General features: G+C 61.9%; 21 protein-coding genes. 13 read left to right on the top strand and 8 right to left on the bottom strand.

What is annotated here, in order from left to right; all coding sequences use genetic code 11:
- Window position 1: 1 nt before the first annotated feature.
- Complete coding sequence (locus BLW69_RS06730; protein ID WP_092660746.1) at window positions 2-1,174, top strand: DUF1501 domain-containing protein; 1,173 nt, start codon at window positions 2-4, stop codon at window positions 1,172-1,174.
- A gap of 65 nt (window positions 1,175-1,239) precedes the next feature.
- Here the strand turns inward: BLW69_RS06730 and BLW69_RS06735 are convergent, their stop codons facing one another.
- On the bottom strand, window positions 1,240-1,635 hold the full coding sequence (locus BLW69_RS06735; RefSeq protein WP_062456448.1) for an acyl-CoA thioesterase: 396 nt from the start codon (window positions 1,633-1,635) through the stop codon (window positions 1,240-1,242).
- 231 nt (window positions 1,636-1,866) lie between these two features.
- Here BLW69_RS06735 and BLW69_RS06740 point away from each other — a divergent pair, with 231 nt between their 5' ends.
- The 5 genes from BLW69_RS06740 to BLW69_RS06760 all read left to right on the top strand — a co-directional run bounded on the left by BLW69_RS06740 (window position 1,867) and on the right by BLW69_RS06760 (window position 8,301).
- On the top strand, window positions 1,867-3,696 hold the full coding sequence (locus tag BLW69_RS06740; protein WP_092660748.1) for a methyl-accepting chemotaxis protein: 1,830 nt from the start codon (window positions 1,867-1,869) through the stop codon (window positions 3,694-3,696).
- A gap of 256 nt (window positions 3,697-3,952) precedes the next feature.
- Entirely contained in the window at window positions 3,953-5,302 is a 1,350-nt protein-coding gene (locus tag BLW69_RS06745) for an extensin-like domain-containing protein (RefSeq protein WP_092660750.1), read from the top strand.
- Window positions 5,303-5,650: 348 nt separating this feature from the next.
- Window positions 5,651-6,478 carry a sulfite exporter TauE/SafE family protein gene (locus tag BLW69_RS06750; protein WP_062458004.1) on the top strand — a complete coding sequence of 276 codons (828 nt, stop codon included), beginning with the start codon at window positions 5,651-5,653 and terminating at the stop codon, window positions 6,476-6,478.
- 126 nt (window positions 6,479-6,604) lie between these two features.
- A complete protein-coding gene (locus BLW69_RS06755) occupies window positions 6,605-7,543 on the top strand; it encodes an ABC transporter ATP-binding protein (RefSeq protein ID WP_092660752.1) in 939 nt (312 codons plus the stop codon).
- Entirely contained in the window at window positions 7,540-8,301 is a 762-nt protein-coding gene (locus BLW69_RS06760) for an ABC transporter permease (RefSeq protein WP_092660754.1), read from the top strand. The genes BLW69_RS06755 and BLW69_RS06760 overlap by 4 nt, the downstream gene beginning before the upstream one ends.
- A 108-nt stretch (window positions 8,302-8,409) precedes the next feature.
- Here the strand turns inward: BLW69_RS06760 and BLW69_RS06765 are convergent, their stop codons facing one another.
- Complete coding sequence (locus BLW69_RS06765) at window positions 8,410-9,606, bottom strand: MFS transporter (protein ID WP_244508772.1); 1,197 nt, start codon at window positions 9,604-9,606, stop codon at window positions 8,410-8,412.
- Between the two features lie 82 nt (window positions 9,607-9,688).
- Here BLW69_RS06765 and BLW69_RS06770 point away from each other — a divergent pair, with 82 nt between their 5' ends.
- Window positions 9,689-10,699 carry an AraC family transcriptional regulator gene (locus tag BLW69_RS06770; protein ID WP_092660757.1) on the top strand — a complete coding sequence of 337 codons (1,011 nt, stop codon included), beginning with the start codon at window positions 9,689-9,691 and terminating at the stop codon, window positions 10,697-10,699.
- Between the two features lie 18 nt (window positions 10,700-10,717).
- On the opposite strand, the gene BLW69_RS06775 is transcribed toward BLW69_RS06770, so the two are convergent.
- Genes BLW69_RS06775 through cobS form a run of 3 tightly spaced genes read right to left on the bottom strand, consistent with a single transcriptional unit; the run spans window position 10,718 to window position 12,465 of the window.
- Entirely contained in the window at window positions 10,718-11,422 is a 705-nt protein-coding gene (locus tag BLW69_RS06775; RefSeq protein WP_092660759.1) for a TIGR02281 family clan AA aspartic protease, read from the bottom strand.
- Entirely contained in the window at window positions 11,419-11,664 is a 246-nt protein-coding gene (locus BLW69_RS06780; protein ID WP_244508755.1) for a DUF1289 domain-containing protein, read from the bottom strand. Before BLW69_RS06780 ends, BLW69_RS06775 begins: the two co-directional genes overlap by 4 nt.
- A 9-nt stretch (window positions 11,665-11,673) precedes the next feature.
- Complete coding sequence (gene cobS / locus BLW69_RS06785) at window positions 11,674-12,465, bottom strand: adenosylcobinamide-GDP ribazoletransferase (RefSeq protein WP_092660761.1); 792 nt, start codon at window positions 12,463-12,465, stop codon at window positions 11,674-11,676.
- A gap of 209 nt (window positions 12,466-12,674) precedes the next feature.
- Here cobS and cobT point away from each other — a divergent pair, with 209 nt between their 5' ends.
- The gene (gene cobT, locus BLW69_RS06790) at window positions 12,675-13,691 is read left to right on the top strand and encodes a nicotinate-nucleotide--dimethylbenzimidazole phosphoribosyltransferase (RefSeq protein WP_062456473.1); all 1,017 of its coding nucleotides are present in this window, start codon (window positions 12,675-12,677) and stop codon (window positions 13,689-13,691) included.
- A gap of 7 nt (window positions 13,692-13,698) precedes the next feature.
- On the top strand, window positions 13,699-14,097 hold the full coding sequence (locus tag BLW69_RS06795; protein WP_092660763.1) for a diacylglycerol kinase: 399 nt from the start codon (window positions 13,699-13,701) through the stop codon (window positions 14,095-14,097).
- Between the two features lie 12 nt (window positions 14,098-14,109).
- Here BLW69_RS06795 and BLW69_RS23100 read toward each other — a convergent pair whose 3' ends face one another.
- On the bottom strand, window positions 14,110-15,630 hold the full coding sequence (locus BLW69_RS23100) for an endo alpha-1,4 polygalactosaminidase (RefSeq protein WP_092660765.1): 1,521 nt from the start codon (window positions 15,628-15,630) through the stop codon (window positions 14,110-14,112).
- A gap of 38 nt (window positions 15,631-15,668) precedes the next feature.
- Window positions 15,669-17,204 carry a sensor histidine kinase gene (locus BLW69_RS06805; RefSeq protein ID WP_092660767.1) on the bottom strand — a complete coding sequence of 512 codons (1,536 nt, stop codon included), beginning with the start codon at window positions 17,202-17,204 and terminating at the stop codon, window positions 15,669-15,671.
- A gap of 136 nt (window positions 17,205-17,340) precedes the next feature.
- Here BLW69_RS06805 and BLW69_RS06810 point away from each other — a divergent pair, with 136 nt between their 5' ends.
- The 4 genes from BLW69_RS06810 (at window position 17,341) to BLW69_RS06825 (ending at window position 20,286) form a co-directional block, all read left to right on the top strand.
- A complete protein-coding gene (locus BLW69_RS06810) occupies window positions 17,341-17,925 on the top strand; it encodes a thermonuclease family protein (protein WP_092660769.1) in 585 nt (194 codons plus the stop codon).
- Entirely contained in the window at window positions 17,919-18,572 is a 654-nt protein-coding gene (locus BLW69_RS06815) for a uracil-DNA glycosylase family protein (protein ID WP_244508756.1), read from the top strand. Before BLW69_RS06810 ends, BLW69_RS06815 begins: the two co-directional genes overlap by 7 nt.
- 50 nt (window positions 18,573-18,622) lie before the next feature.
- Window positions 18,623-19,114, top strand: coding sequence for an Lrp/AsnC family transcriptional regulator (locus tag BLW69_RS06820; protein WP_062456489.1), 492 nt, complete (start codon window positions 18,623-18,625; stop codon window positions 19,112-19,114).
- 116 nt (window positions 19,115-19,230) lie between these two features.
- Complete coding sequence (locus BLW69_RS06825) at window positions 19,231-20,286, top strand: alpha/beta fold hydrolase (RefSeq protein ID WP_092660771.1); 1,056 nt, start codon at window positions 19,231-19,233, stop codon at window positions 20,284-20,286.
- 40 nt (window positions 20,287-20,326) lie between these two features.
- Here BLW69_RS06825 and BLW69_RS06830 read toward each other — a convergent pair whose 3' ends face one another.
- Window positions 20,327-21,514, bottom strand: coding sequence for a GAF domain-containing sensor histidine kinase (locus tag BLW69_RS06830; RefSeq protein WP_092660773.1), 1,188 nt, complete (start codon window positions 21,512-21,514; stop codon window positions 20,327-20,329).
- Window positions 21,515-21,695: the final 181 nt, after the last annotated feature.

The raw sequence follows: 21,695 nt of genomic DNA on the forward strand, positions 1-21,695 counted from the left end.
GATGACGATCAAGCCAGGCTTTTCGCTCTCCCGCCGCGGCTTTCTGGCCGGCGCCTGCTGTGCCGCTGCCGCACCCGTGCTGACACCGTTCAGCGTTGCGGCTGCTCCTGGCGAAAGCCGGTTCGTGACGATCATATTGCGCGGAGGGATGGACGGCCTGGATCTGGTGCAGCCCTATGGCGATGCGGCTTTCGCCGCATTGCGACCGACGCTCGGTCTGACGCCCGGGACCGGACTTGTTGATCTCGACGGATTTTTCGGTCTCAACCCGGCGGCGTCGGCATTGATGCCGCTCTGGCAGGAGAATGCGCTGTCCTTCGTGCACGCGGTCGCGACGCCCTACCGCGACGGGCGCCGTCATTTCGACGGCCAGACAATGCTGGAAAACGGTGGTACCGACGCATCGCAGAAGAGTGGCTGGCTCAACCGGACGCTGGCGGTCATTCCGCGCACCGACGGCCGCAAGGCGCTCGACATCCATACGTCGATGGAACTGATCCTGAGCGGGCCGAACAAGGCCGACATCCGTCCGGGAACGGGCGACGTGGAGATGGCGCAGGACGAGATCGGCTTTCTCGATCGGCTCTACGCAGCCGACGCGCCGTTTGCCGCGGCGATGGAGGAGGTCAAGCGGACGGGGTTTTCGGCTGGCGGGTACCGCCAGAAGCGGAACCGCAGCGTCGTCGACATGGCGCGGCTTGCCGGTGGCATGCTGCGGGAAGACTACCGGATTGCCAGCTTTTCGATCAACGGCTGGGATACGCATGTGGAGCAGGCTAGCCAGTTCGGATCGGTGGCTGGCGAGCTTGCCGCTGCCATCGTCGCGCTCAAGGACGCATTGGGTGCTGACGCCTGGGCCCGCACGGTGGTGCTGGCCGTCACGGAATTCGGACGTTCCGTGCGCGAGAACGGCACCGGCGGAACCGATCACGGCACCGGCGGCGTTGCCGTTCTCGCCGGCGGTGCGGTGTCGGGTGGGAAGGTGATGGGGACCTGGCCCGGTCTTGCCGAGGACAGGCTTCTGGATGGCCAGGATCTGATGCCGACCGGTGATGTGCGCGAGATCGCCGCGGCCATGCTGCACAAGCAGTTCGGCATTGCGCCGGACAAGCTGACGTCGCGCGTCTTTCCCGGGCTGTCCTTCGACAGGTCCTCCATCTATCTTCAGGGGTAACTGGCTATCTACAGCGATAGACCGGCTAGCTAAAGGCATAGACTAGGGCCAGTCCGAGCCGACCGTTATTCTGCCGGGACGGGTCTTGGCTTGCCGTCGTCTCCCAGCGCCACCATGACGAAGGTCCCGGCCGTTACCTTTTCCAGCATCCGGTACCGGGCACGCTGCGCCCAGGCTTCGACATTCAGCGTGATCGAACTCGTGCCGACGCGGGTGATCTCGGTGTAGACGTTCAACGTGTCACCGATCTTGACTGGGAGCTGGAATGCCATTTCCTTCACGGCTGCGGTCACCGTGCGGCCATGGGCCCGCTCGGTGGCGCGGATGCCGCTGGCAAGGTCCATCTGGGCCATCACCCAGCCGCCGAAGATATCCCCCGCTGGATTGGCGTCGGCCGGCATCGCAAGTGTGCGCAGTGTCAGTTCGCCGGTCGGAGAGGCAGGTTGCGGCTGTTCGGTCATTCGTCACGTCCTTGCTGAGTCTCGTATCTGTTGAGACCAGACTAGAGCGAAAGACGGGTCCGGCCCACCCTTGTTTTGGATTGGAGCAATGCTCCAGCAACATGGCTTGGATACATGCCGCTTTGATGCGTGCGCACCCAATCCGAGTAAGTGTTTCCGCCGCTTACATGCTTTACGACCTGCTAACCCTCTTCACCTAAGCTCCGCGCAGTTTTACTGGAGGGGGAAACTATGCAGCGTATCGCTATTTCTTGGCGTCTCTACAGCCTTGTCGTCCTGTCGCTCGTCATTCTCGGTGGTGCGATGGTGTTCAGCCTGTTTCAAAGCTATCGTTCGTCGGAGCAGGAGCGCAAGGCGGGTCTTGCCCAGATGAACGACAACGCTGTTGCCATCCTGAAGAAGTACCAGGGTCTCGAAGCTGCTGGCACGATGAGCCGTGACGAGGCGCAGGCAGCCGCCAAGGCCATCGTCAGCGCCATGCGCTATGGCGGCGGATCGGGGTATTTCTGGATCAACGACATGCACCCGACCATGGTGATGCATCCGATCAAGCCGGAACTGAACGGATCGGACCTGACCCAGAACAAGGACCCCAACGGGAAATTCCTGTTTGTGGAATTCACCAATGTGGTGAAGGCAGGCGGTCAAGGCTTTGTCGACTATTACTGGCCAAAGCCCGGTGCCGCCGAACCGGTCGAGAAATACTCGCATGTCATCGGCTTTTCGCCCTGGGGCTGGATCGTCGGTACCGGTGTTTATACGGACGACCTTCAGGCGATGTTCCGCCAGGACGCGATGAAGTTTGCCGCCATGTTTGCGGGTGGTGCGGTGCTGCTGCTTGCCGGCGCCTGGTTTGTGGTCAGAAGCGTGACCCGACCGATCCGTCAGGTAAAGGGCGTGCTGACCGCGATTGCGGCCGGCGAGACCGACATGGCGGTTCCGTGCACGGCTTATCCGAACGAGGTGGGCGAGATGGCACGTGCCGTCGAAGTGCTGCGCAACAGCGTCGAAGAAAGTGCGGCACTTCGGGCACGCGAGGCCGTTCACCAGCGTGCCATGGCGACGGAGCGTTCCGAAAGCGAGCGCAGCAGCGGTGCTGCGGCCGAGAGACAGGCGCGGGCGATCGGCGAGCTGGGATGGGCGCTGGAGGCACTTGCCGCCGGCAACCTCTCCGTTTCGCTCGGTGATATTGGCGCTGATTATGCGAAGCTGCGGCGCGATTTTAATGCGGCGGTCGAAGCGCTTCACAATGCCATCGCTGCAATTTCGGAAACCGGCCATGTGGTGCGCGACAGCGCTTCCGACATTTCCGGCGCTACCGGCAACCTTGCCAAGCGGACCGAGCAGCAGGCTGCGGCACTGGAAGAGACGGCCGCCGCACTCGACGAGATCACCGCGACAGTCGGAACTGCGGCAGAGCGGGCTCGCGAGGCACGCGTCATGGTCGCCGAGACCAAGGCAAGTGCCGGCCGTTCCGGCGAGATCGTCCGCAGCGCGGTGGATGCTATGGGCCGTATCGAGGCGTCGTCCAGCCGCATCAGCCAGATCATCGGGGTCATCGACGAGATCGCCTTCCAGACCAATCTTCTGGCGCTCAATGCCGGCGTCGAGGCGGCACGGGCAGGTGAGGCGGGTCGCGGCTTTGCAGTCGTTGCGCAGGAAGTGCGCGAACTGGCGCAGCGCTCGGCCAATGCTGCCAAAGAGATCAAGACGCTGATCAGCACCTCGGTGCACGAAGTCGAGACCGGCGTCGCGCTGGTGCGGTCAACCGGTGATGCGCTGGTGGAGATTGCCGTGCTGGTCGAAAAGGTCAACGCCCATGTCGAGACGATCGCAACGACCGCGCACGAACAGTCGGGTGGGCTTCGGGAGATCAACGCGTCCGTCAACCACATGGACCAGATGACCCAGCAGAATGCCGCCATGGTCGAGGAGACGACGGCTGCCAGCCAGACCCTGGCCGAACAGAGCCATCATCTGCAGCATCTGCTTTCGACCTTCCGACTGAATGGCGAGGCCGTAAAGGACGATCGTCAACCGGACCGGGTTCGCGCGGCCTGAGTGACTGACGTCGATGCGCCCGTCCGCAGCTTGCGGGCGGGCGTTTTTACGCGCGGCGGACATTTGATGGTCTTCACAAAGGTGCAGTTGTAGTGTGTGGCAGCTCGCGCTGCCTGCATGAAATGACCATGAAACGGCCTCGATTGGGCAAGGCTTCGTTTACCGAATCTTCCTACAATTTGCGCTTGTGTGATTTCGGCACCAGAGGGTGGCAACTGGTATGGCGTATGCGCTTCTCGAGAAGCAGGCCCAACGAATGGCCCCGAAGACTTTTATGCGCAAAGCTTTGGCGCTGCTGATGGTCTCCACCATGCTTGCCGCCTGTTCTTCCAGCGACCTCGTTCCGCCTGCGTCGATCGATAGCGGGACGCGCGTCGGCGCGATCCAGCCTGTCGCGCCGCTGCCGCCCGACACGATCGCCCAGTCGCCCTACCAGACAAACGCCGGTTATCAGGCTGGTCCTTCGCCAGCCGCTTCGGTTGGCATGATGAATGCTCCGGTCGCCTCGAACAGCCCTCCCGGTGACGGGGGACATTATCTGCGCGCGCCGCAACCGATGCAGTCAGCCTCGCTGGCGCCACCCGTATCCTCCTCGCCGCTCGGGCAGGGCGGAATGCCCACCGCCTCGCCTGAAGAGGGCGTCAACATGGATAGCGAGCTCGGCTTCGATCCGGACGAGAGCGGTGTGACGGGCCTTGCGGAAGAGCAGGACAGCGATATCGCCGAAGGCGTCGGCGACCAGCCGGTGGTCGACGGTATCGGCACCGACAATCCGCGTGCACTGAGTGCGAGACGCCAGCCGATTTCCAACGTCGAGGACGATCGTGTCATCGTGCCGCCGAAGCGTTCCGGCGCGGGCGCGCGCGATGAAATGATGAATGACGGATTGGCCGGCGGTAGCCAGGTCTGGGGCGACCGTTCGCCCGTGACGCCGCCGAGCCGTGCGCCGGTTCGCAGCCAGCAGGTGGCGATGCTGCGTCCGAACAATCCGACGATCCAGTCGGGTCCGATGAGCGAGCCCGACAAGCCGTTTCTGCGCAACGTCATGCCGCAATCGGAAGTGAGCTGCCGGGCGGAACTGCGCCGGATGGGCGTCGAGTTCCGGGATCAGCCGCGGATCTCCAACGGTCCGAGCTGCGGCGTCGACTACCCCGTGAAGCTTTCAGGTCTTTCCGGCGGCATCGATGTCAAGCCGGCGGTGACGCTGAACTGTCAGGTGACGCTCGCCTTCGCCAAATGGGTGAAGAGCGAACTCGCGCCATCGGCGCGTCTGCGCTACCTCTCCGGCATCCAGAAGATCCAGCCGATGGGTGGCTATTCCTGCCGCCGCATGAACAATTCGCGGCAGCGCTACAACCCGATGTCGGAACATGCCAAGGGCAACGCAATCGATATCGGCGCGATCGTGCTGAAGAACGGTCACGATATCAACGTGCGCAAGAAGGGGCTGTTCTCCTTCCGCGAGGGCGCGCTGCTCAAATCCGTGCGGACCGACAGCTGCAAGTATTTCAACACGGTGCTCGGACCCGGCAGCAATGCCGAGCACTGGAACCACTTCCACTTCGACCTGCGCCCGCGCAAGGGCGGTCGGCGCTACTGTAGCTGACGTCCACGCTACGGTTGCTGACGCCGAAGCCCGCAAAAAAAAGCCGGCTCGGGGTTTTCACCCGGAGGCCGGCGAAATGGAGAGGGCTCGCGGGGGGAAGCCTGTCTCCCGGTAGGAGACCCGCCTTTGGCTGAGGCGGGGTGATGCGGCAAGCGAAAGAAAATGCTGAAAAGGATCTGGTGATAACGGCCGACCGGCTTGGTGTTGCGGCACTCCAGAAACCTGGAACCGGGCGTCCATTGCTTGCCTCTGCGCAATCATGCTGTCAGAACGTCACGGGAAAATGACAGCGGCATGCAGAATCCAGTTTTTGAGCGCTGCCTTCGGAGACGAACGATGCAGCCTCTCATGCCGCCGCTGGCAGACCTTTTGCCTTTCATCGCAGCACTTCTGGCCGCCGGCGTGCTGGCGGGACTTCTTGCCGGTCTGTTCGGGATCGGTGGCGGTGCGATCCTGGTGCCGATCTTCTTTCACGTGTTCGGCCTGTTGGGAATTTCCGATGCGGTGCGCATGCATCTGGCGCTCGGCACCTCGCTTGCGATCATCGTGCCGACGTCGATCCGCTCCTTCATGGCGCATCGAAAGAAAAACGCCGGTGCTGTCGACATCGATCTCCTGAAGGGTTGGATCATTGCTGTGCCGCTCGGCACGATGATTGCCGCCGTCGTCGCGGCATGGTCGTCCAGCACCGAGCTCAGGATCATCTTTGCGGTCATCTCGCTGCTTCTGGCGCTGCGGATGATTTTCAACCGGGCAAGCTGGCAGCTGGGCGACGATCTGCCCAAGAACCCGGTCAAATTCCTTGTCGGTACGGGGATCGGTATTCTCTCAGGCCTGATGGGCATTGGCGGCGGCGTCATGAACAACACCTTCATGACCCTCTATGGCCGCTCCATCCATCAGGCCGTCGCGACATCATCCGGCGTCGGCGTGCTGATTTCGCTGCCGGGCCTGATCGGCTACGTCTGGGGCGGATGGGGTGAGCCCGGTCTGCCGCCGTTTTCCACCGGCTACATCAACTGGATGGCGGTGGCTCTGCTGATCCCGGTGACGCTTTTGATGGCACCCTATGGCGCAAGGCTGGCGCACGCGCTTTCGAAGCGGCAGCTGGAATTCGGTTTTGCGCTGTTTCTGGTGGGAATATCGATCCAGTTCTTCCTGAGCGTGTTTGCCTGACACCATTGGTCGCGAAATCCGAACGCAATATTCGACTGCCTGGGGATGGTTGCGCGATGCGTTGAGCCTATATCTGATGCCAATTCAGAAATTCAGTTCCCCATCCAAGTCTCCCAGCGAGTAACAATGACTTCTATCGTTTCCATCCGCCAGCTGACCAAGACCTACGGTAATGGTTTTCAGGCGCTGAAGGGCGTCGATCTCGATATCGAGGAGGGCGAAATCCTAGCGCTTCTCGGCCCCAACGGCGCCGGCAAGACGACGCTGATCTCGATCATCTGCGGGATCGTCAACCCGAGTTCCGGCACTGTCAAAGTCGGCGGCTACGACGTCGTGAAGGACTTTCGCAAGACCCGTTCGCTGATCGGTCTGGTGCCGCAGGAACTCACCACGGACCAGTTCGAAACCGTGTGGAACACCGTCTGCTTTTCGCGTGGCGTCTACGGATGCAAGCCGGACCCTGCGCTGATCGAGGGGATCCTCAAGGACCTCTCGCTCTGGACGAAGAAGGACAGCATGCTGCGCGAGCTTTCCGGCGGCATGAAGCGTCGCGTGCTGATTGCCAAGGCGCTGTCGCATGAGCCGAAAGTGCTGTTCCTCGACGAGCCGACCGCCGGCGTCGACGTCAATCTTCGCCGCGACATGTGGCTGGTGGTGGAAAAGTTGCGCGAAAGCGGCGTCACGATCATTCTCACCACCCACTATATCGAGGAGGCCGAAGAGATCGCCGACCGGGTCGGCGTCATCGATGGCGGCAGCCTTCTTCTGCTGGAGGAAAAGGCAAAGCTGATGACGAAGCTCGGCCGCAAGCAGTTGCGGCTGGAGCTTGCAGCGCCGCTTTCCGCGCTGCCGGAAAGCCTTGCCTCCTACAATCTGACGCTGTCCGACGATCGCACGACGCTGATCCACGACTACCAGGGCGAGGAAGCGCAGGACAGTATCGCCTCGCTTCTGGCGACGCTTGCGCGGGAAAACATTCATTTCCGCGATCTCTCCACGCGGCAAAGTTCGCTGGAGGATATTTTTGTGGCGCTGGTGGCTGAAAAAGCGGGAGAACAGGCATGAATTTCGAAGCCGTCAAATCGATCTATTTCTTCGAGATGGCCCGCATGCGCCGCACGCTGCTGCAAAGCGTGCTGTCGCCAGTCATCACCACGTCGCTCTATTTCATCGTGTTCGGCACGGCTATCGGTTCGCGCATCCAGACCATCGAGGGCGTGTCCTACGGGTCGTTCATCACGCCGGGCCTGATCATGCTGACATTGCTGACGCAATGCGTTTCGAACGGCTCGATCGGCATCTACTTCCCGAAGTTCACGGGCACGATCTACGAGATCCTGTCTGCGCCGGTGGCGATGACGGAGGTGCTGCTCGGCTATGTGGGGGCAGCGGCGAGCAAAGGGCTGATCATCGGCCTGATCATTCTGGCGACCGCGTCCTTCTTCGTGGAGATCCGCATCGCCCATCCATTCATGATGATCCTCTTCCTGGTTCTGACGGCTGTGACCTTCAGCCTGTTCGGCTTCATCATCGGCATTTGGGCGAAGAATTTTGAGCAGTTGAACGTCGTGCCGATGCTGGTCGTACCGCCTCTGACGTTTCTCGGCGGCAGCTTCTACTCGATCGACATGCTGCCGCCCTTCTGGCAGGCGGTCAGCCACCTCAATCCGGTGCTCTATCTGGTCAGCGGTTTCCGCTGGAGCTTTTACGAAATCGCCGACGTCAATCCGATGATTTCGGTCGGCATGATCGCGCTGTTTCTGGTGATCTGCCTGTCGGTGTTGGGCTGGATGTTCAAGACCGGGTATCGGTTGCGGAACTAACCGGCTCAGCCGGTCCGCACCTGGCAGCCTCCACTCAAGAGACCCTCACAGAAACGCCCGCAACATTGCTGTTGCGGGCGTTTCTTTTGCGCGTTGGTTCGGGCCTGTCTAGCCCAGTGACAGTCGCCGACGTTCGCCGCGGGCGGCCATGACCGAGGTGCCGGCGAGGGCGGCGAGACCGAGGAAGGAGATCACCGCGATCGGTCCCTGTGTTTCGATCAGGATGCCGCCGAGGACCGCACCGCTGGAGATCGCGATCTGGAAGGCGGGGATCACGAGCGCACCGGCGCTTTCGGCCTCGTCAGGGGCGTGACGCACGACGAAACTCTGGATGCTGACCGGGAATGCACCGAAGGCGAGGCCCCAGAGGGCGATTGCGACAGCTGAGACGACAAGCGATGCGCCGCCGATCGCCAGTATCAGGGCCGATACGGCGACAAGGCTGCCGAAGATCGTCACCGACAGACGTGCACTGCGTTCCGAGACAATGCCGCCGAGGATGTTGCCGACGAAGCCTGCGATGCCGTAGCCGAGCAGAATCAGCGAGATCGTTTCGACGTCGAGCTTCGGCACGCGCTCCAGGAACGGGCGGATATAGGTGAAGCCGGCGAAATGGCCTGCGACGAAGAGGAGGATGGTGAAGAGTGCGGTGCGGATGGCCGGACGGCGCATCAGGGCCGCGAGCGTTCCGAGACCTGCATGGCCGGTCGGCGGCAAGGCGGGCAGGGTGAAGGCCTGAACGGCCAGTGCGACCACGCCAACGGCTGCGGAGAGGTAAAAGGCAGAACGCCAGCCGAGCGTCGAACCCAGCCAGGCGCCGAGCGGGGCAGCGCAGACGGTGGCGAGCGAGACGCCGGCCATGATGATGGCCATGGCGCGCGGCATGCGGGCCGGCGGCACGAGGCGCATGGCAAGTGCTGCCGACATGGCCCAGAACCCGCCAAGGCCGATGCCGAGCAGGACACGGGCGGCCAGCAGCATGACGATGTGGTTGGCGACCGCCGCCAGCAGGCTCGAGATGATCAGAAGCGTGGTCAGGGCGAGAACCGTCCAGCGCCGGTCGATATTGCGGGTGCCGATGATGACGCCGGGGCCGGCGATGGCTGCAATGACCGCGGTCGTCGTGATCGACTGGCCGGCAACGCCGGTGCCGACGCCAAGATCTGCCGACAGCGGCGTCAGCAGGCTGACGGGCAGGAATTCCGCGGTAACAAGGCCGAAGACGCCAAGCGTCAACGATATGACAGCTCCCCAGCGTGCGGGTGTGTCGTCGGCCTGCGGCGACGTGGCTCGTTGGACGCTCATATCCATTGGTGTAGACTCCTGACTGAATGATGCGCCCTGGATAGGCTTCACTCGCCGGATGTTCCATGCTAGATAATCCGATATGCTTGATCATTCGTCTAAACTGACATCTGACCTTACGTCCGATCCGCTGACCGAAATGTTGCGGGGGCTTCGCCTTGATGGGGTCGACTACGGTCGCTGCCGTCTGGCCGAGCCGTGGGGAACGGCGTTTCCGGCGCAGGATGCCGCGCGGTTTCATTTCATCAAATGCGGCCGGGCGATCATCAAGACCGAAACCGGCAACTGGCAGGAGTTGAAAACCGGCGATGCGGTGCTGATCCCGCGGGGAGAGGCGCATGTTCTGGCGAGCGCTGCCGATGCGCCGACCTTGCCGTTCGAACACTACGGCCGCAAGGAAGTCTGCACCGGTATTTATGATCTGAAATGCCGCAATACGGCCGAGAGTGGCGGCACGCTGGTGTTCAGCGGCTCCCTGCGCTTCAACGTCGACCGGCTGCATCCGCTTTTGCAGATGATGCCGGAGACGATGCTGACCAGTGATCTCGCCAAGGATGACCCGGCCATTCCGCATCTCCTCGAGGCGATGACGCGCGAAGTGGATATGGACCGAGTCGGTGCCGGTGGCATTCTGGCACGATTGGCTGACGTGCTGATGGCGACGATGATCCGCACCTGGGTGGAACACGGTTGCGGCGAGACGCGCGGTTGGATTGCAGCCGTCCGGAGCCCCGATGTCGGCCGGGTGCTCGCGGCCATCCATCTTCAGCCGGAACGCGACTGGAACAATGTGGAACTGGCGCGGCTGATGGGCATCTCCCGCTCCGGCTTCGCAGAACGGTTCGCGCGCGTCGTCGGCGAAACGCCGGCGCGGTATGTGGCAAGGGTACGGATGCACCAGGCCCGGCTGTGGCTGAAGGACGGGATGCGCGTGGCGATGGTGGCCGAGCGGCTGGGCTATGACGCCGAGGCCTCGTTCAGCCGCGCCTTCAAACGCGTGATCGGCGATCCGCCGAGCCATTATCGCAGCAAGGGCGATCCGGTCCGCGCGATGCCGCCTCTTGCGGCGGTGTCCTTGGTCGCTGCCGAGTAGATTTGGCAGCGGAAGCCGCTAATCCTTCAGCCTCAGCTCATCGGACTGCATCTGCATCGAGCTGAGTGTGGAGAGGAAGGTCATGCCGAGAAGGCTTTCGTCGAGCCTGCCTTCTTCCGCCACCATGGCGCGGACATCGCGTCTAACGATCGGGCCGATGGAGACTTCGTTCAGGCGGACCGGCGCTGCCTGGGCGCGGCCGTTGGCGGTCATGACCGTTACCGAATAGCTGAGCGCAGCTGGATCAAGGCCGATCCGGCGGGCATCTTCGTAGGTCAATACGATGCTGCTTGCGCCGGTGTCGACCAGCATCGGCAGGACCTTGCCGTCGACGCCGACATTGGCCTGGAAGTGGTCTCCGAGCGTCTTGTGGATGACAACTTCGCTGCTGCCGTCGCTGGATGTGGTGACGACCGCGGTGCCCGGCATCAGCCCTGCCGTCATGCGGGCACCAAAGCTGCTGAAATCGTTTCGGTAGAGATAGGCCGCGACCAGCGCCATGATGATGACGAGCCAGATGGCAAGCTGGCGGGCAACGGTTCCGAGGTTGCCGCGGCGGCCCTGCAGGACGCCGGCGGATAAGAGTGCGGCGATCGGGATCAGATAGACGAGGCTGCCGAAATCCTCGTTGGCCATGCCGAATGTGCGGCCGCTGTCATGGTTGTAGACGAGTAGCGCCAGGCCGGCACCGAGGATGAGGAGGACAACGGTTAAGCCGTTCATGCGGTGCTTGTTTCCTTCCTGATCTTGGCGTCTGAGGTTCTCCTGCGACTGACTTCCCGGAGCTTGCCGGGGTCGACCGTATCGAGACGTGTCGGCAGCAGGTCCATCAGATCGATGCGCTCTTCATCGGTGAAACCGGTCCATCCGGCGATCTCGTCACCGGTGCGTCCGCAGCCGACGCAAAAGCCTGTTTTCAGGTCGATCGAACATATGAGTGTGCAAGGCGAAATCATCGCGTTCATATCGTGGGTTCAAAGGCCGAGAGCAAGGGCAGATAACAGAGCGATCTCGCAGAGTTGTTGTGTGGCGCCGATCGTATCGCCGGTATGCCCTCCGAGTTTCTTCGCCACGTAGCGGGTGAAGCCCCATGCGGCGGCGGCAGAGAGGCCAAGCGCGATCAGCGCATGCAGCAGCCCGAAACCGGGGATGAGCATGACGAGGCCGGAGGCAGCGCCGATCAAGAGCGCGAGATTGCGGGCGTTGTCATCGGGCATTCCGGCACCGGCTGCGACACCGTTGTTTCGCGCGGGGGGCAGGGCGCGCCAATGGGCAACCAGCAGTGCGCGGCTGACGGCGGCGCTGGCGAGAAGGGCAAGAGCCGCCGCTTCCGGCGAAAGCCGCGCAATGCCGGCCAGTGCTGCGGCACGCAGGCCGAAGGATAGACTAAGCGCGACGACGCCGTAGGAGCCGATGCGGCTGTCCTTCATGATGAGGAGCGCATGATCTGCATCGCGTCCGCCGCCAAGACCGTCGGCGGCATCGGCAAGGCCGTCTTCGTGCAGCGCGCCGGTCAGGAGGGTGATCAGTGCGAGAGCGATCAGAACCGGCAGGAGCGTATCTCCAGCGGTTGACTGGATGCTGCAGAGGCTCAGGAGAAGGAGAGCGGGAAGAAACGCGATCAGCAATCCGGCGACCGGAAAGGCGCGCACGGCGCGTGAGACGGTGCCATCATAGCCGGCAAAGAAGCGATCCGGCACGGGCAGGCGGCTGAGGAACCCTACCGAGCGGGCGAGATCTGCAACGAAGTGGTTTGCGTATAGCAGTTTTTCTCTCCTGGCTTTGCGAGGCCTGTTTTGAGAATGGCCTTTTCGGCAGCAGCCTTTTTGGCCTTGTCCCGTTCGACCTGACCTTGTCGCGTCGCTGATAGCCGATTATGAGATGGCGCATAAAGTATGATTTGCTGAATGATCAATCCCTACCCGATCCAGCGTCAGAAGACGATACCGCCCGAAAAGACCGAAGAGAGTTTTCCATGAGCATGACCGGCCTGCCGTTCGACGATTTCCGCACCCTGATGCAGAACCTTCCCGGCCCCGATGCAAGGGCATTGGTGGCGGCCCGCGAACGCGACGCGCAACTGACAAAGCCGGCGGGCTCGCTGGGACGTCTTGAGGAGATCGCCTATTGGCTGGCGGCCTGGTCTGGGCGGGCGCCGAGCGTGACGCGGCCGCTGGTGGCGATCTTTGCCGGCAATCACGGCGTCACCAGACACGGGATTACGCCGTTTCCCTCGTCCGTGACGCAGCAGATGGTCGAGAATTTTGCGGCTGGCGGTGCGGCGATCAACCAGATCTGCGTCACGCATGATCTAGGCCTCAAGATCTTCGATCTGGCGCTGGATTATCCGACCGGCGACATCGCCACCGAAGCGGCACTGTCCGAGCGCGACTGTGCGGCGACGATGGCATTCGGCATGGAGGCGATTGCCGGCGGCACGGATCTTCTGTGCATCGGCGAAATGGGGATTGGCAACACCACGGTTGCGGCCGCGATCAATCTGGCGCTCTACGGCGGCGAAGCGGAAGACTGGGTTGGTCCCGGGACCGGTTCGCATGGCGAGCTTCTGGCCCGCAAGGTGGCCGTGGTGAAGCAGGCGGTGGAGTTCCATAAGGAGCATCTGTCGGATCCGCTGGAAGTGCTGCGTCGCCTCGGCGGACGTGAGCTCGCGGCGATTGCTGGCGCTATCCTCGCGGCGCGGATGGAGAAGATCCCCGTTCTGCTCGATGGTTATGTGGTGACGGCTGCGGCCGCTATCTTGAAGGCGGCCAATCCGTCGGCGATCGACCACTGCCTGATCGGCCATGTCTCTGGTGAGCCGGGGCATCTGAAGGCCATCGAGAAGCTCGGCAAGACGCCGCTTCTGGCGCTCGGCATGCGGCTGGGCGAGGGTACCGGTGCGGCACTCGCGGCCGGTATCGTCAAGGCGGCGGCCGCGTGTCACACCGGCATGGCGACCTTCGAGCAGGCTGGCGTCAGCAACAAGGACTAGTCCCTGGATGGAAAAGACGCCGCTGGACAGCAATATCGAAAAGGCGGCGACCTTTCGCAGGATCATCGCTTCCTTCCGGTATTCGATGCAGGGGTTTTCACGGCTGTGGCTTGAGGCGGCGTTCCGGCAGGAAGTCTATGCGTTCCTGATCGGGATCGTCATCTTCGCGGTCGCCGGCGCCGGCTTTGCCGACTATTTCATCTACGTCATCCTGATGCTGGTGCTGTTTTGCGTGGAAGCGCTGAACACGGCAATCGAGGAACTGGTCGACCGGGTGTCGCCGGAGATTTCCGTCGTCGGGCGGCACGCGAAGGATCTCGGCTCCTTCGCCGTGTTCTGTCTGCTCTGCGCCAACGGCCTGTTTGCGCTCTATGTGGTGGTGAGGCAGATCTGGATGTCGGCCTGACGGCGCTATAACTCAGCCGATGATGTCGAAATCGGAGGCGGTGAGGCTGAGGTTCTTGTCGAGTTGGGCAAATTGCACGGCGGCGGTCTTGCCGGTGCCGTCAGCGTCGTAGAACAGCTTGCCCGTCAGCTTGTCGTAGATGATCCGGTCGCTCGCATCGTGCGCTTTGGTGCCGGTGTGGAATGCACTGGAGAGGAGATCGTCGACCTTGCCCGCTTTGGTGAAGATATCGTCGTCCAGCCAGATGGTGTCGTCCTTCGCACTGAAAGCGCTGATCGTGTCGATATTGGACGCGCCGAGCTTCGTATCGAACACGAAGATATCGGCGCCGCTGCTTCCGGCGAGCGCGTCCTGGCCGGCGCCGCCGTAGAGTTTGTCGTTTCCGGCCCCGCCGGAAAGCTTGTCGTTGCCGGATCCGCCGATCAGGGTGTCGTTGCCTTTGCCGCCATCGAGGCGATCATTGCCGTTGCGTCCATCGATCCGGTCGCTACCGGCAAGACCGTCGATCGTATCGGCAAGCTGCGAACCGCGCAGGCTATCGTTCTTGTCGGTCGGGCGGATGAAGACCGGGTCGCCGTCATGGGGGGCGGCCAGGCGGTCGAGATCGCGATCTGGTGCGGCGTATGGGATGAACCCGTCTTTCAGAGCAAGCTTGTTGAATTCGTCGATCCGCGCCGTGCCATTGATATAATCGACGGCGAAGACCGGCTTGCCGTTCGCGAGGAAATCCTTTTTCAGGACATCGATCGTCTCGCGGTCCGGGTTGAGCTTGTTGTTCTCATCCGCCTCGCCGCCATAATAGACGTCCTCGACTGCGATGCCGCCGATTGCGCCGAGATAGGCCTTCTTTCGGGCGCTGTCGGAGCCGAGGTCCTCCATGATGAAGGCGCCGTTTTGCGGAATGACGAAAAAGTCGGGGTTGGTTTTGCGGGCATGCTCGGTCAGCGCGACGATGAAATCCACCATGCGCTGAGCCGCCTGCTTGGTGTTTGCCGGATCGCCCGGCTGCCTGTCCTTGGCCGAGGCCTCGGCGCCCCAGAAATAGTAGGCATCGACGATGTCGAGATAGGCGGCGTCGAAGCCTGCCTTGACGAACGCATCGAAGTCACCGGTCTTCTTGTCGTTGAAGATCAGATCTTGCCAGTCCTTGTCCCAGTAGCGAACTTTGCGCGATTCCGGCCAGTCGGCGTTGACGGGACCCAGCCAGTCGGGGGCATTCGACGTCAGCTTGTCGCGGGCTTCGCCGCCCGATGTCCATGTCGTCTTCCAGTAGTCGCGAAACTCCGCGGCCTCGCCGATCGAGATATAGGACGCGACCACCGAGCGGCCGCCCATGCCGTCCTTCATCCGGGTGATCTCGTCGGCGGTAAACCGCTCCGCATTGCTGCCGTCGCGTGTTGAATCGATGACGAGGAAATCGTGGGTCGCGGAGATAAGCAGACCGGCATCGAGCGGATTGCCGTTCGTGCCCTGTAGCTCATAGCCCCAGTTGTTGACTGTGACTTTGCCGGACGAGGTTGTGAAACTGACCATTTGGTGCCCCGGCTCGTGACTGATGTCGCAACGTGATGTTAAGCGAAGCTCTTGCGGCGGCGCTCGATGGCGGGGGCGTCGGCGATGGCGGGGACGCTCTGGAGGATGCGGGTCGAGGGCAGGATGGCGATGGCTTCGGTGCCTTCACGCAGCTTCGAGCGCAGGATGAACTGGCCGTCGTGCTTGGCAAGGATCGCCTGGACGATCGGCAGGCCGAGGCCCGTTCCCTGTTCGGCGTTCTTGATGGCAATCGATCCTTGACCGAAGGCGGAGAGTACGATCGGGATTTCCTCTTCCGGAATGCCCGGTCCGTTATCCTTGATCGCCACATACTGGCCGCCGCCGGCGGTCCAGCCCACCTTGACAGTGATTTCGCCACCCTGGGGCGTGAACTTGACCGCGTTGGAGAGAAGATTGAGCATGACTTGGCGCATCGACTTCTCGTCGGCCCAGACCTGCGGCATGTGCTTTTCGAACTGGTCGCGGATGGTGATGCTTTTCGCCCGGGCCCGCAGTTGGACCATGCCGATGCAATCTTCCGCCACTTCGAGAAGCGACAGCGAGTCCTCCGTCAGATCGTAGCGGCCCGCTTCGATGCGCGACAGGTCGAGGATCTCGTTAATGAGGTTCAGGAGGTGCTGGCCAGAGCGGTGGATGTCGCCGGAATATTCCCGGTAGGTCGGATTGGCAAGCGGGCCCAGGACCTCGGAACTCATCACTTCCGAGAAGCCGAGGATAGCGTTGAGCGGGGTGCGAAGCTCGTGCGACATCGAGGCAAGAAAGCGGGATTTTGCCAGATTGGCTTCTTCTGCACGGCGGCGAGCCTCGTCAGACATGGACTTTGCCACTTCGAGCTCGGCGATCAGATCGTCCTTTTCCGACTGATAGGACATCAGCGTCAGGTTGGAGCGGTAGAGGCGCTCGGCGACGTAATGGAAAAACACGACGGCCGTCGCACACATGGCGGTAAGGCCGATATCGAGGACCTGACCCGACAGGATGGCGATGCTGAGAAGCGCCGCAATCATCGGCACGAAGCCGTAGAGAACGCTCTGGCGCAGCATGAACGTGCTCATGGCGGTGTAGGACACCGCAAACAGAAGCACCGCGCCCTTGTAGAAATAGAAGCTGTCGCCAGCGCAGGTGGAGCAGCCCTGAAGCGCGAAGACACCCCAGCCGCAGCCGAGCAGGATATGTCCCGTCAGAAGGCGTCTACGCCATTTCCTGGTGTCGGCAGCCGTTATCTCCACCTTGCTCGCACGGCGTGCCAGAAGCACGTTGATCGCGTGCAGGCACAGCATCAGCAGCGCCCAGGCGAAGATGTGGATATCCGGATTGAGATAGAAGCCGATGGCGGTGACGACAGCAACAACGAGCGGCGTCATCAATGCCGCCTGCAAACCGGAGCCGATATGGATGGAGAGCATATCGCGATCAAACGCAAAATTGCCATTGGACGACGACTGCAGTCGATCACGGGTCGCACGGACAGCCTTCGAGACAGCCTTGTTGCGGTGGCTGCGCGTGCGATCGACGATATTCTTGTCGGTTGATGTGCTGACGCCGCTACTCATAGGCTGTGTACTGGGCCTGTAAACTGATATCCCCGGGGTACTTGAGAGGCTAATCCGCAAACCTTAAGAAGATGCTGCCGGGAAAGGATTTGTTTGCCATTTCCGTGAAGCTTCCGTTTTGTTGTAAGGCTCAAATGTGACCCGTATCGTTAAAATAGGCCGCGACGCCGTGTTCCTGGCGGCGTTCATCTTCCTGGGCTCGCTGATCATCGCCAAGCTCGATATCGGCCAGGGAAGCGCGATCAACGGTCCGTTTTTTGCGATCGATGGCGACACGCTGGCCGCCGGTGCTGAGCGGCTTCGGCTTGTCGATATCGATGCGCCGGAGGCTGGCCAGACCTGTGGCGATGGCAAGGGCACAGAGTGGGCCTGCGGCGATGCGGCTCGCGAAGCCTTGTCGAAGCTTGCAGCGAGTTCCATGACCGAGTGCCGCGGCGACGCGCGCGATCGCTACCGGCGTGTTCTGGTCTCCTGCCGCCGCGGCGACCTCGACATTAACGGCGAGATGGTGCGCCAGGGAATGGCTGTGGCATCCGGTGGTTACGGACGCGAGGAGGCGGCCGCGAAGGGTGCAGGCGAGGGGATCTGGGCCGGACCGTTCGAGAGGCCGAAAGCTTACCGGGCGGCGAAGGGGGCGATGGATGACGACGAGGGCACAACGGCGATTGTCGATCGCGTAGGCGAGCTGTTCGACCGGCTGAAGGCTGCGGTTTCGTGGTGAATGGCGATCCGGCTGGCATCGCGTCTCTCGCGGCCTCGATCGCGCAGTGTCGCATCTGTCGCGATCATCCGCTGAAAGGCGAAGCGGACCGGCTGCCGCACGAGCCGCGGCCGGTTGCCGTGCTGTCTGCCACCGCCCGGTTGCTGATCGCCGGGCAGGCGCCGGGCTTGAGGGTTCACGAGAGCGGTCTGCCGTTCAACGATGCCTCGGGCAACCGCCTGCGGGACTGGATGGACGTGACGCGCGAGGAGTTCTACGATGCGCGGCGCCTTGCGATCGTGCCGATGGGTTTCTGTTTTCCGGGCTATGACGCGAAGGGCAGCGACCTGCCGCCGCGCAAGGAATGTGCGCCGGCCTGGCGCGCCCAAGTGATGGCGGCGATGCCGCAGATCGATACGATCCTCGTGATCGGGCAGTATGCGAGTGCATGGCATCTCGGGTCGCAGCGCAAGCCGAGCATGACGGAAACGGTCATGAACTGGCGGCAGTATTTCCTCGCCAATGAGGGCCCGCGCGTTCTTCCGCTTCCGCATCCGAGCTGGCGCAATAGCGGTTGGCTGCGCAAGAATCCGTGGTTCGAGGCAGAGGTTATTCCAGCGCTTCGGCATCATGTGGATAGCTTGGTGCGGGGAACAAATTTCGCTTAACTGTGCGATAATGGGGTATATAACGGAAAATCATTTCGAAAGGACGTTTGATGGACCGCCTGGACCGCAAGATTCTGCGCATACTGCAAGAAGACTCCACGCTCGCCGTTGCAGATCTCGCAAAGAAGGTCGGACTGTCGACGACTCCGTGCTGGCGGCGCATCCAGAAGATGGAAGAGGACGGCGTGATCCGCCGTCGCGTGGCGCTTCTCGATCCGGTCAAGGTCAATACCAAGGTCACGGTGTTTGTCTCCATCCGCACCGCAAGCCACTCGATCGAATGGCTAAAGCGGTTTTCCGAAGTGGTGGTGGATTTCCCCGAAGTGGTTGAATTCTACCGCATGAGCGGCGACGTCGATTACCTCCTGCGCGTGGTCGTGCCCGACATTGCTGCCTATGACGCGTTCTACAAGCGCCTCATCGCCAAGATCGAGATCCGTGACGTGTCGTCCGTCTTCGCGATGGAGCAGATCAAGTACACGACTGAACTGCCGCTCGACTATATGTTGCTCGACAATCAGAAGTCCGGCGACAGCGACTGATGGTCAAGGCGCTTCACAGGGCTGTTATTTTCGATTGCCCTTAATGAGGCCGGACCTACCTTGAGCGTGTGACCCGGTGCATGCCATGTGCCGGGCGCGAGCCTCAAGGAGACCTGATGCCCACGCCATTCCTACGTTCTATCGTTGTCGTTGCTGCTGCCTTAGCCCTGCCGGGCCTCGGCGCCGCGCAAGGCGTGTCCTCGGAGCACCCGACCTATGGTCCGAGGCTTGAAGGCTTCGAGTATCCGTTCAAGACTGAAGTCTTCAGCGTGGCGGGGCAGAGGCCGGATGCCGCGGCCGCAGGCGACAGCCAGCCGCTGGAAATGGTCTTCATGGATATCGCCCCTGAGACGCCGAACGGGCGCACCGTGGTGCTTCTGCACGGCAAGAATTTCTGTGCGGCAACCTGGGAGGCGACGATCGGTCGGCTGACGGGCGCCGGTTACAGGGTGATCGCACCCGACCAGATCGGTTTCTGCAAGTCGAGCAAGCCGGCCGCGTATCAATTCAGCTTCCAGCAACTGGCGCAAAACACCAAGGCGCTGCTCGACGCGCGCGGTATCGACAAGGCGACGGTGGTTGGTCATTCGATGGGCGGCATGCTGGCGACGCGGTTTGCGCTGATGTATCCGGACTTTACCGAGCAGCTGGTTCTGGTGAACCCGATCGGTCTCGAAGACTGGAAGGCGAAGGGCGTGCCCTACCAGTCGATCGCGGCGGCCTATGCGGGCGAAAAGAAGACCAGCTTCGAGAGCATCAAGGCCTATCAACAGAAGTTCTATTATTCCGGCCAGTGGAAGCCGGACTATGACAAGTGGGTGGAGATGAGCGCCGGCATGTCTGCGGGCGAGGGAGGAGATCAGGTGGCCTGGAACCAGGCGCTGACCTCCGACATGGTCTTTACCCAGCCTGTTGTCCACGAGTTCGAGCAGGTGAAAACGCCGACCCTGCTCATCATCGGCACGACGGACAAGACGGCTCCGGGCGCTAACCGCGCCAGCAAGGCGATCGCCGCATCGCTCGGCGATTATACCAAGCTCGGCAAGCAGGCGGCGGAATCGATCCCCGGGGCGAAGCTGGTGGAGTTCGACGATCTCGGCCATTCCCCGCAGATCCAGGATCCGGACCGGTTCCACAAGGCGCTGCTCGACGGGCTGAATGATCGCTCCTGATACTGGGAACCGCGTTCGCTTCAGTGAACGCGGTTCCTGATCAGCTTTCCGGCACGATTGCCGGCATGCGGAAGGTGAACACCGTCTGGGTATCATCAGAGGTGACATCGATATGGCCGCCATGCGCCTTGGCGATCTGCGACGCGATGTAGAGGCCAAGGCCTAGACCCTGATCATGGGTGCCCGCATCGCTGCGGCTGAAGGGCTGGAACAGTTTTTCGATCGCCTTGCCGGTGATCGCGGTTCCGGCATTGGCGATTTCCAGTTTCAGTTCGTCCCCTTCGACCGTTCCCAGAATGCGGATCGGATGTTCTGTAGAGCCGTGGGTGATCGCGTTGCCCAGAAGGTTGGAGAACATCTGCGCAAGGCGGTCATGGTCGACATCGAACAGGCCCGGCAGGTCTATCTCGACGTCAATCTGCCGCTCTGGATGGGCAGAGCAGATTTCCGAGACGACCTGCATCAGTGTGGGGCCAAGCGGACGATCTGCTTCCCTGCGTAGACCCAGACCGCCACCAAGCCTTCCGCGGGCGAAATCCATGACGTTATCGATCAGGCCGGACATGCGCAGGATACTGCCGCGCATCATGTTGAGCACCCTGGTAGACCGCTCGCTTTGCGCTTCGCGCTGCAGGATGTTGATGCCGCCGTCGAGCGACGCAAGGGGATTTCGAAGATCGTGGCCGAGGACTGCGATGAACTGTTCCCGCAACCGAGCCGTCGCTTCCGCATCGAGCAGACTTGCATTGGCCCGATCGAGCTTCTCGTCGGCTTCCAGATGGTAGGCAATCAGTTCGGCAAACAGCTTGAATGTTCCAATCACCAGCGGATTGTTGAGCGCTGCCGGCTTGGGATCTATGGCGCACAGGGTTCCGAAATAACGGCCATCCGGCAGGATGATAGGCATGGAAATGTAGCTCTTCAATCCGTAGAGCTTCGGGGTTTGATGCTGGAAGTAAACAGGGTCTTCGGCGACGTTGTCGATGACGATAACGTCGCGCGATTGCCGGACTTCGTGGCAGAGCGTCGTTTCGACCGGCAGTTCGCCTCCGGCCGGGAGGCCGAAATGGATGTTGTCGAGAACCTGGCAGGCAACCCACCGATCCTCCGTGACGCGAACCACTGCCGCATATCCCATCCCGGTCGCGCGACAGACAACATCAAGGATCGTTGGTACGGCACCGATACGCTGGACTGCGTCTATGTCGTCCTGAAAGTCATGCGCCATAAATATTCACCAATCCGGCTGACCTTGGTCCTCCAAAATACCCTCTACCCATGGGGCGTCTCAAGGACATCCACCACGCGTCAGGCTCACCGTCGTGGCATAATGCCGATGTAACCGCGAGTCCGGGTTTGCACCAGTCTGCTCTAGCTAAGGATAGAGCAACGGCCAATGTCAACGGGCC

The organism is Rhizobium sp. NFR12 (assembly GCF_900108545.1).
GTDB lineage: Bacteria > Pseudomonadota > Alphaproteobacteria > Rhizobiales > Rhizobiaceae > Neorhizobium > Neorhizobium soli.

Coding starts and splice junctions, on each gene's coding strand:
- BLW69_RS06730 (WP_092660746.1), top strand. CDS start 2: ATGACGATCAAGCCAGGCTTTTCGCTCTCCCGCCGCGGCTTTCTGGCC.
- BLW69_RS06805 (WP_092660767.1), bottom strand. CDS start 17,204: ATGAGTAGCGGCGTCAGCACATCAACCGACAAGAATATCGTCGATCGC.
- BLW69_RS06775 (WP_092660759.1), bottom strand. CDS start 11,422: ATGAACGGCTTAACCGTTGTCCTCCTCATCCTCGGTGCCGGCCTGGCG.
- cobT (WP_062456473.1), top strand. CDS start 12,675: ATGAGCATGACCGGCCTGCCGTTCGACGATTTCCGCACCCTGATGCAG.
- BLW69_RS06750 (WP_062458004.1), top strand. CDS start 5,651: ATGCCGCCGCTGGCAGACCTTTTGCCTTTCATCGCAGCACTTCTGGCC.
- BLW69_RS06740 (WP_092660748.1), top strand. CDS start 1,867: ATGCAGCGTATCGCTATTTCTTGGCGTCTCTACAGCCTTGTCGTCCTG.
- BLW69_RS06760 (WP_092660754.1), top strand. CDS start 7,540: ATGAATTTCGAAGCCGTCAAATCGATCTATTTCTTCGAGATGGCCCGC.
- BLW69_RS06780 (WP_244508755.1), bottom strand. CDS start 11,664: ATGAACGCGATGATTTCGCCTTGCACACTCATATGTTCGATCGACCTG.
- BLW69_RS06745 (WP_092660750.1), top strand. CDS start 3,953: ATGGCCCCGAAGACTTTTATGCGCAAAGCTTTGGCGCTGCTGATGGTC.
- BLW69_RS06765 (WP_244508772.1), bottom strand. CDS start 9,606: ATGAGCGTCCAACGAGCCACGTCGCCGCAGGCCGACGACACACCCGCA.
- BLW69_RS06825 (WP_092660771.1), top strand. CDS start 19,231: ATGCCCACGCCATTCCTACGTTCTATCGTTGTCGTTGCTGCTGCCTTA.
- BLW69_RS06830 (WP_092660773.1), bottom strand. CDS start 21,514: ATGGCGCATGACTTTCAGGACGACATAGACGCAGTCCAGCGTATCGGT.
- BLW69_RS06755 (WP_092660752.1), top strand. CDS start 6,605: ATGACTTCTATCGTTTCCATCCGCCAGCTGACCAAGACCTACGGTAAT.
- BLW69_RS06770 (WP_092660757.1), top strand. CDS start 9,689: ATGCTTGATCATTCGTCTAAACTGACATCTGACCTTACGTCCGATCCG.
- BLW69_RS06820 (WP_062456489.1), top strand. CDS start 18,623: ATGGACCGCCTGGACCGCAAGATTCTGCGCATACTGCAAGAAGACTCC.
- BLW69_RS06735 (WP_062456448.1), bottom strand. CDS start 1,635: ATGACCGAACAGCCGCAACCTGCCTCTCCGACCGGCGAACTGACACTG.
- BLW69_RS23100 (WP_092660765.1), bottom strand. CDS start 15,630: ATGGTCAGTTTCACAACCTCGTCCGGCAAAGTCACAGTCAACAACTGG.
- BLW69_RS06795 (WP_092660763.1), top strand. CDS start 13,699: ATGGAAAAGACGCCGCTGGACAGCAATATCGAAAAGGCGGCGACCTTT.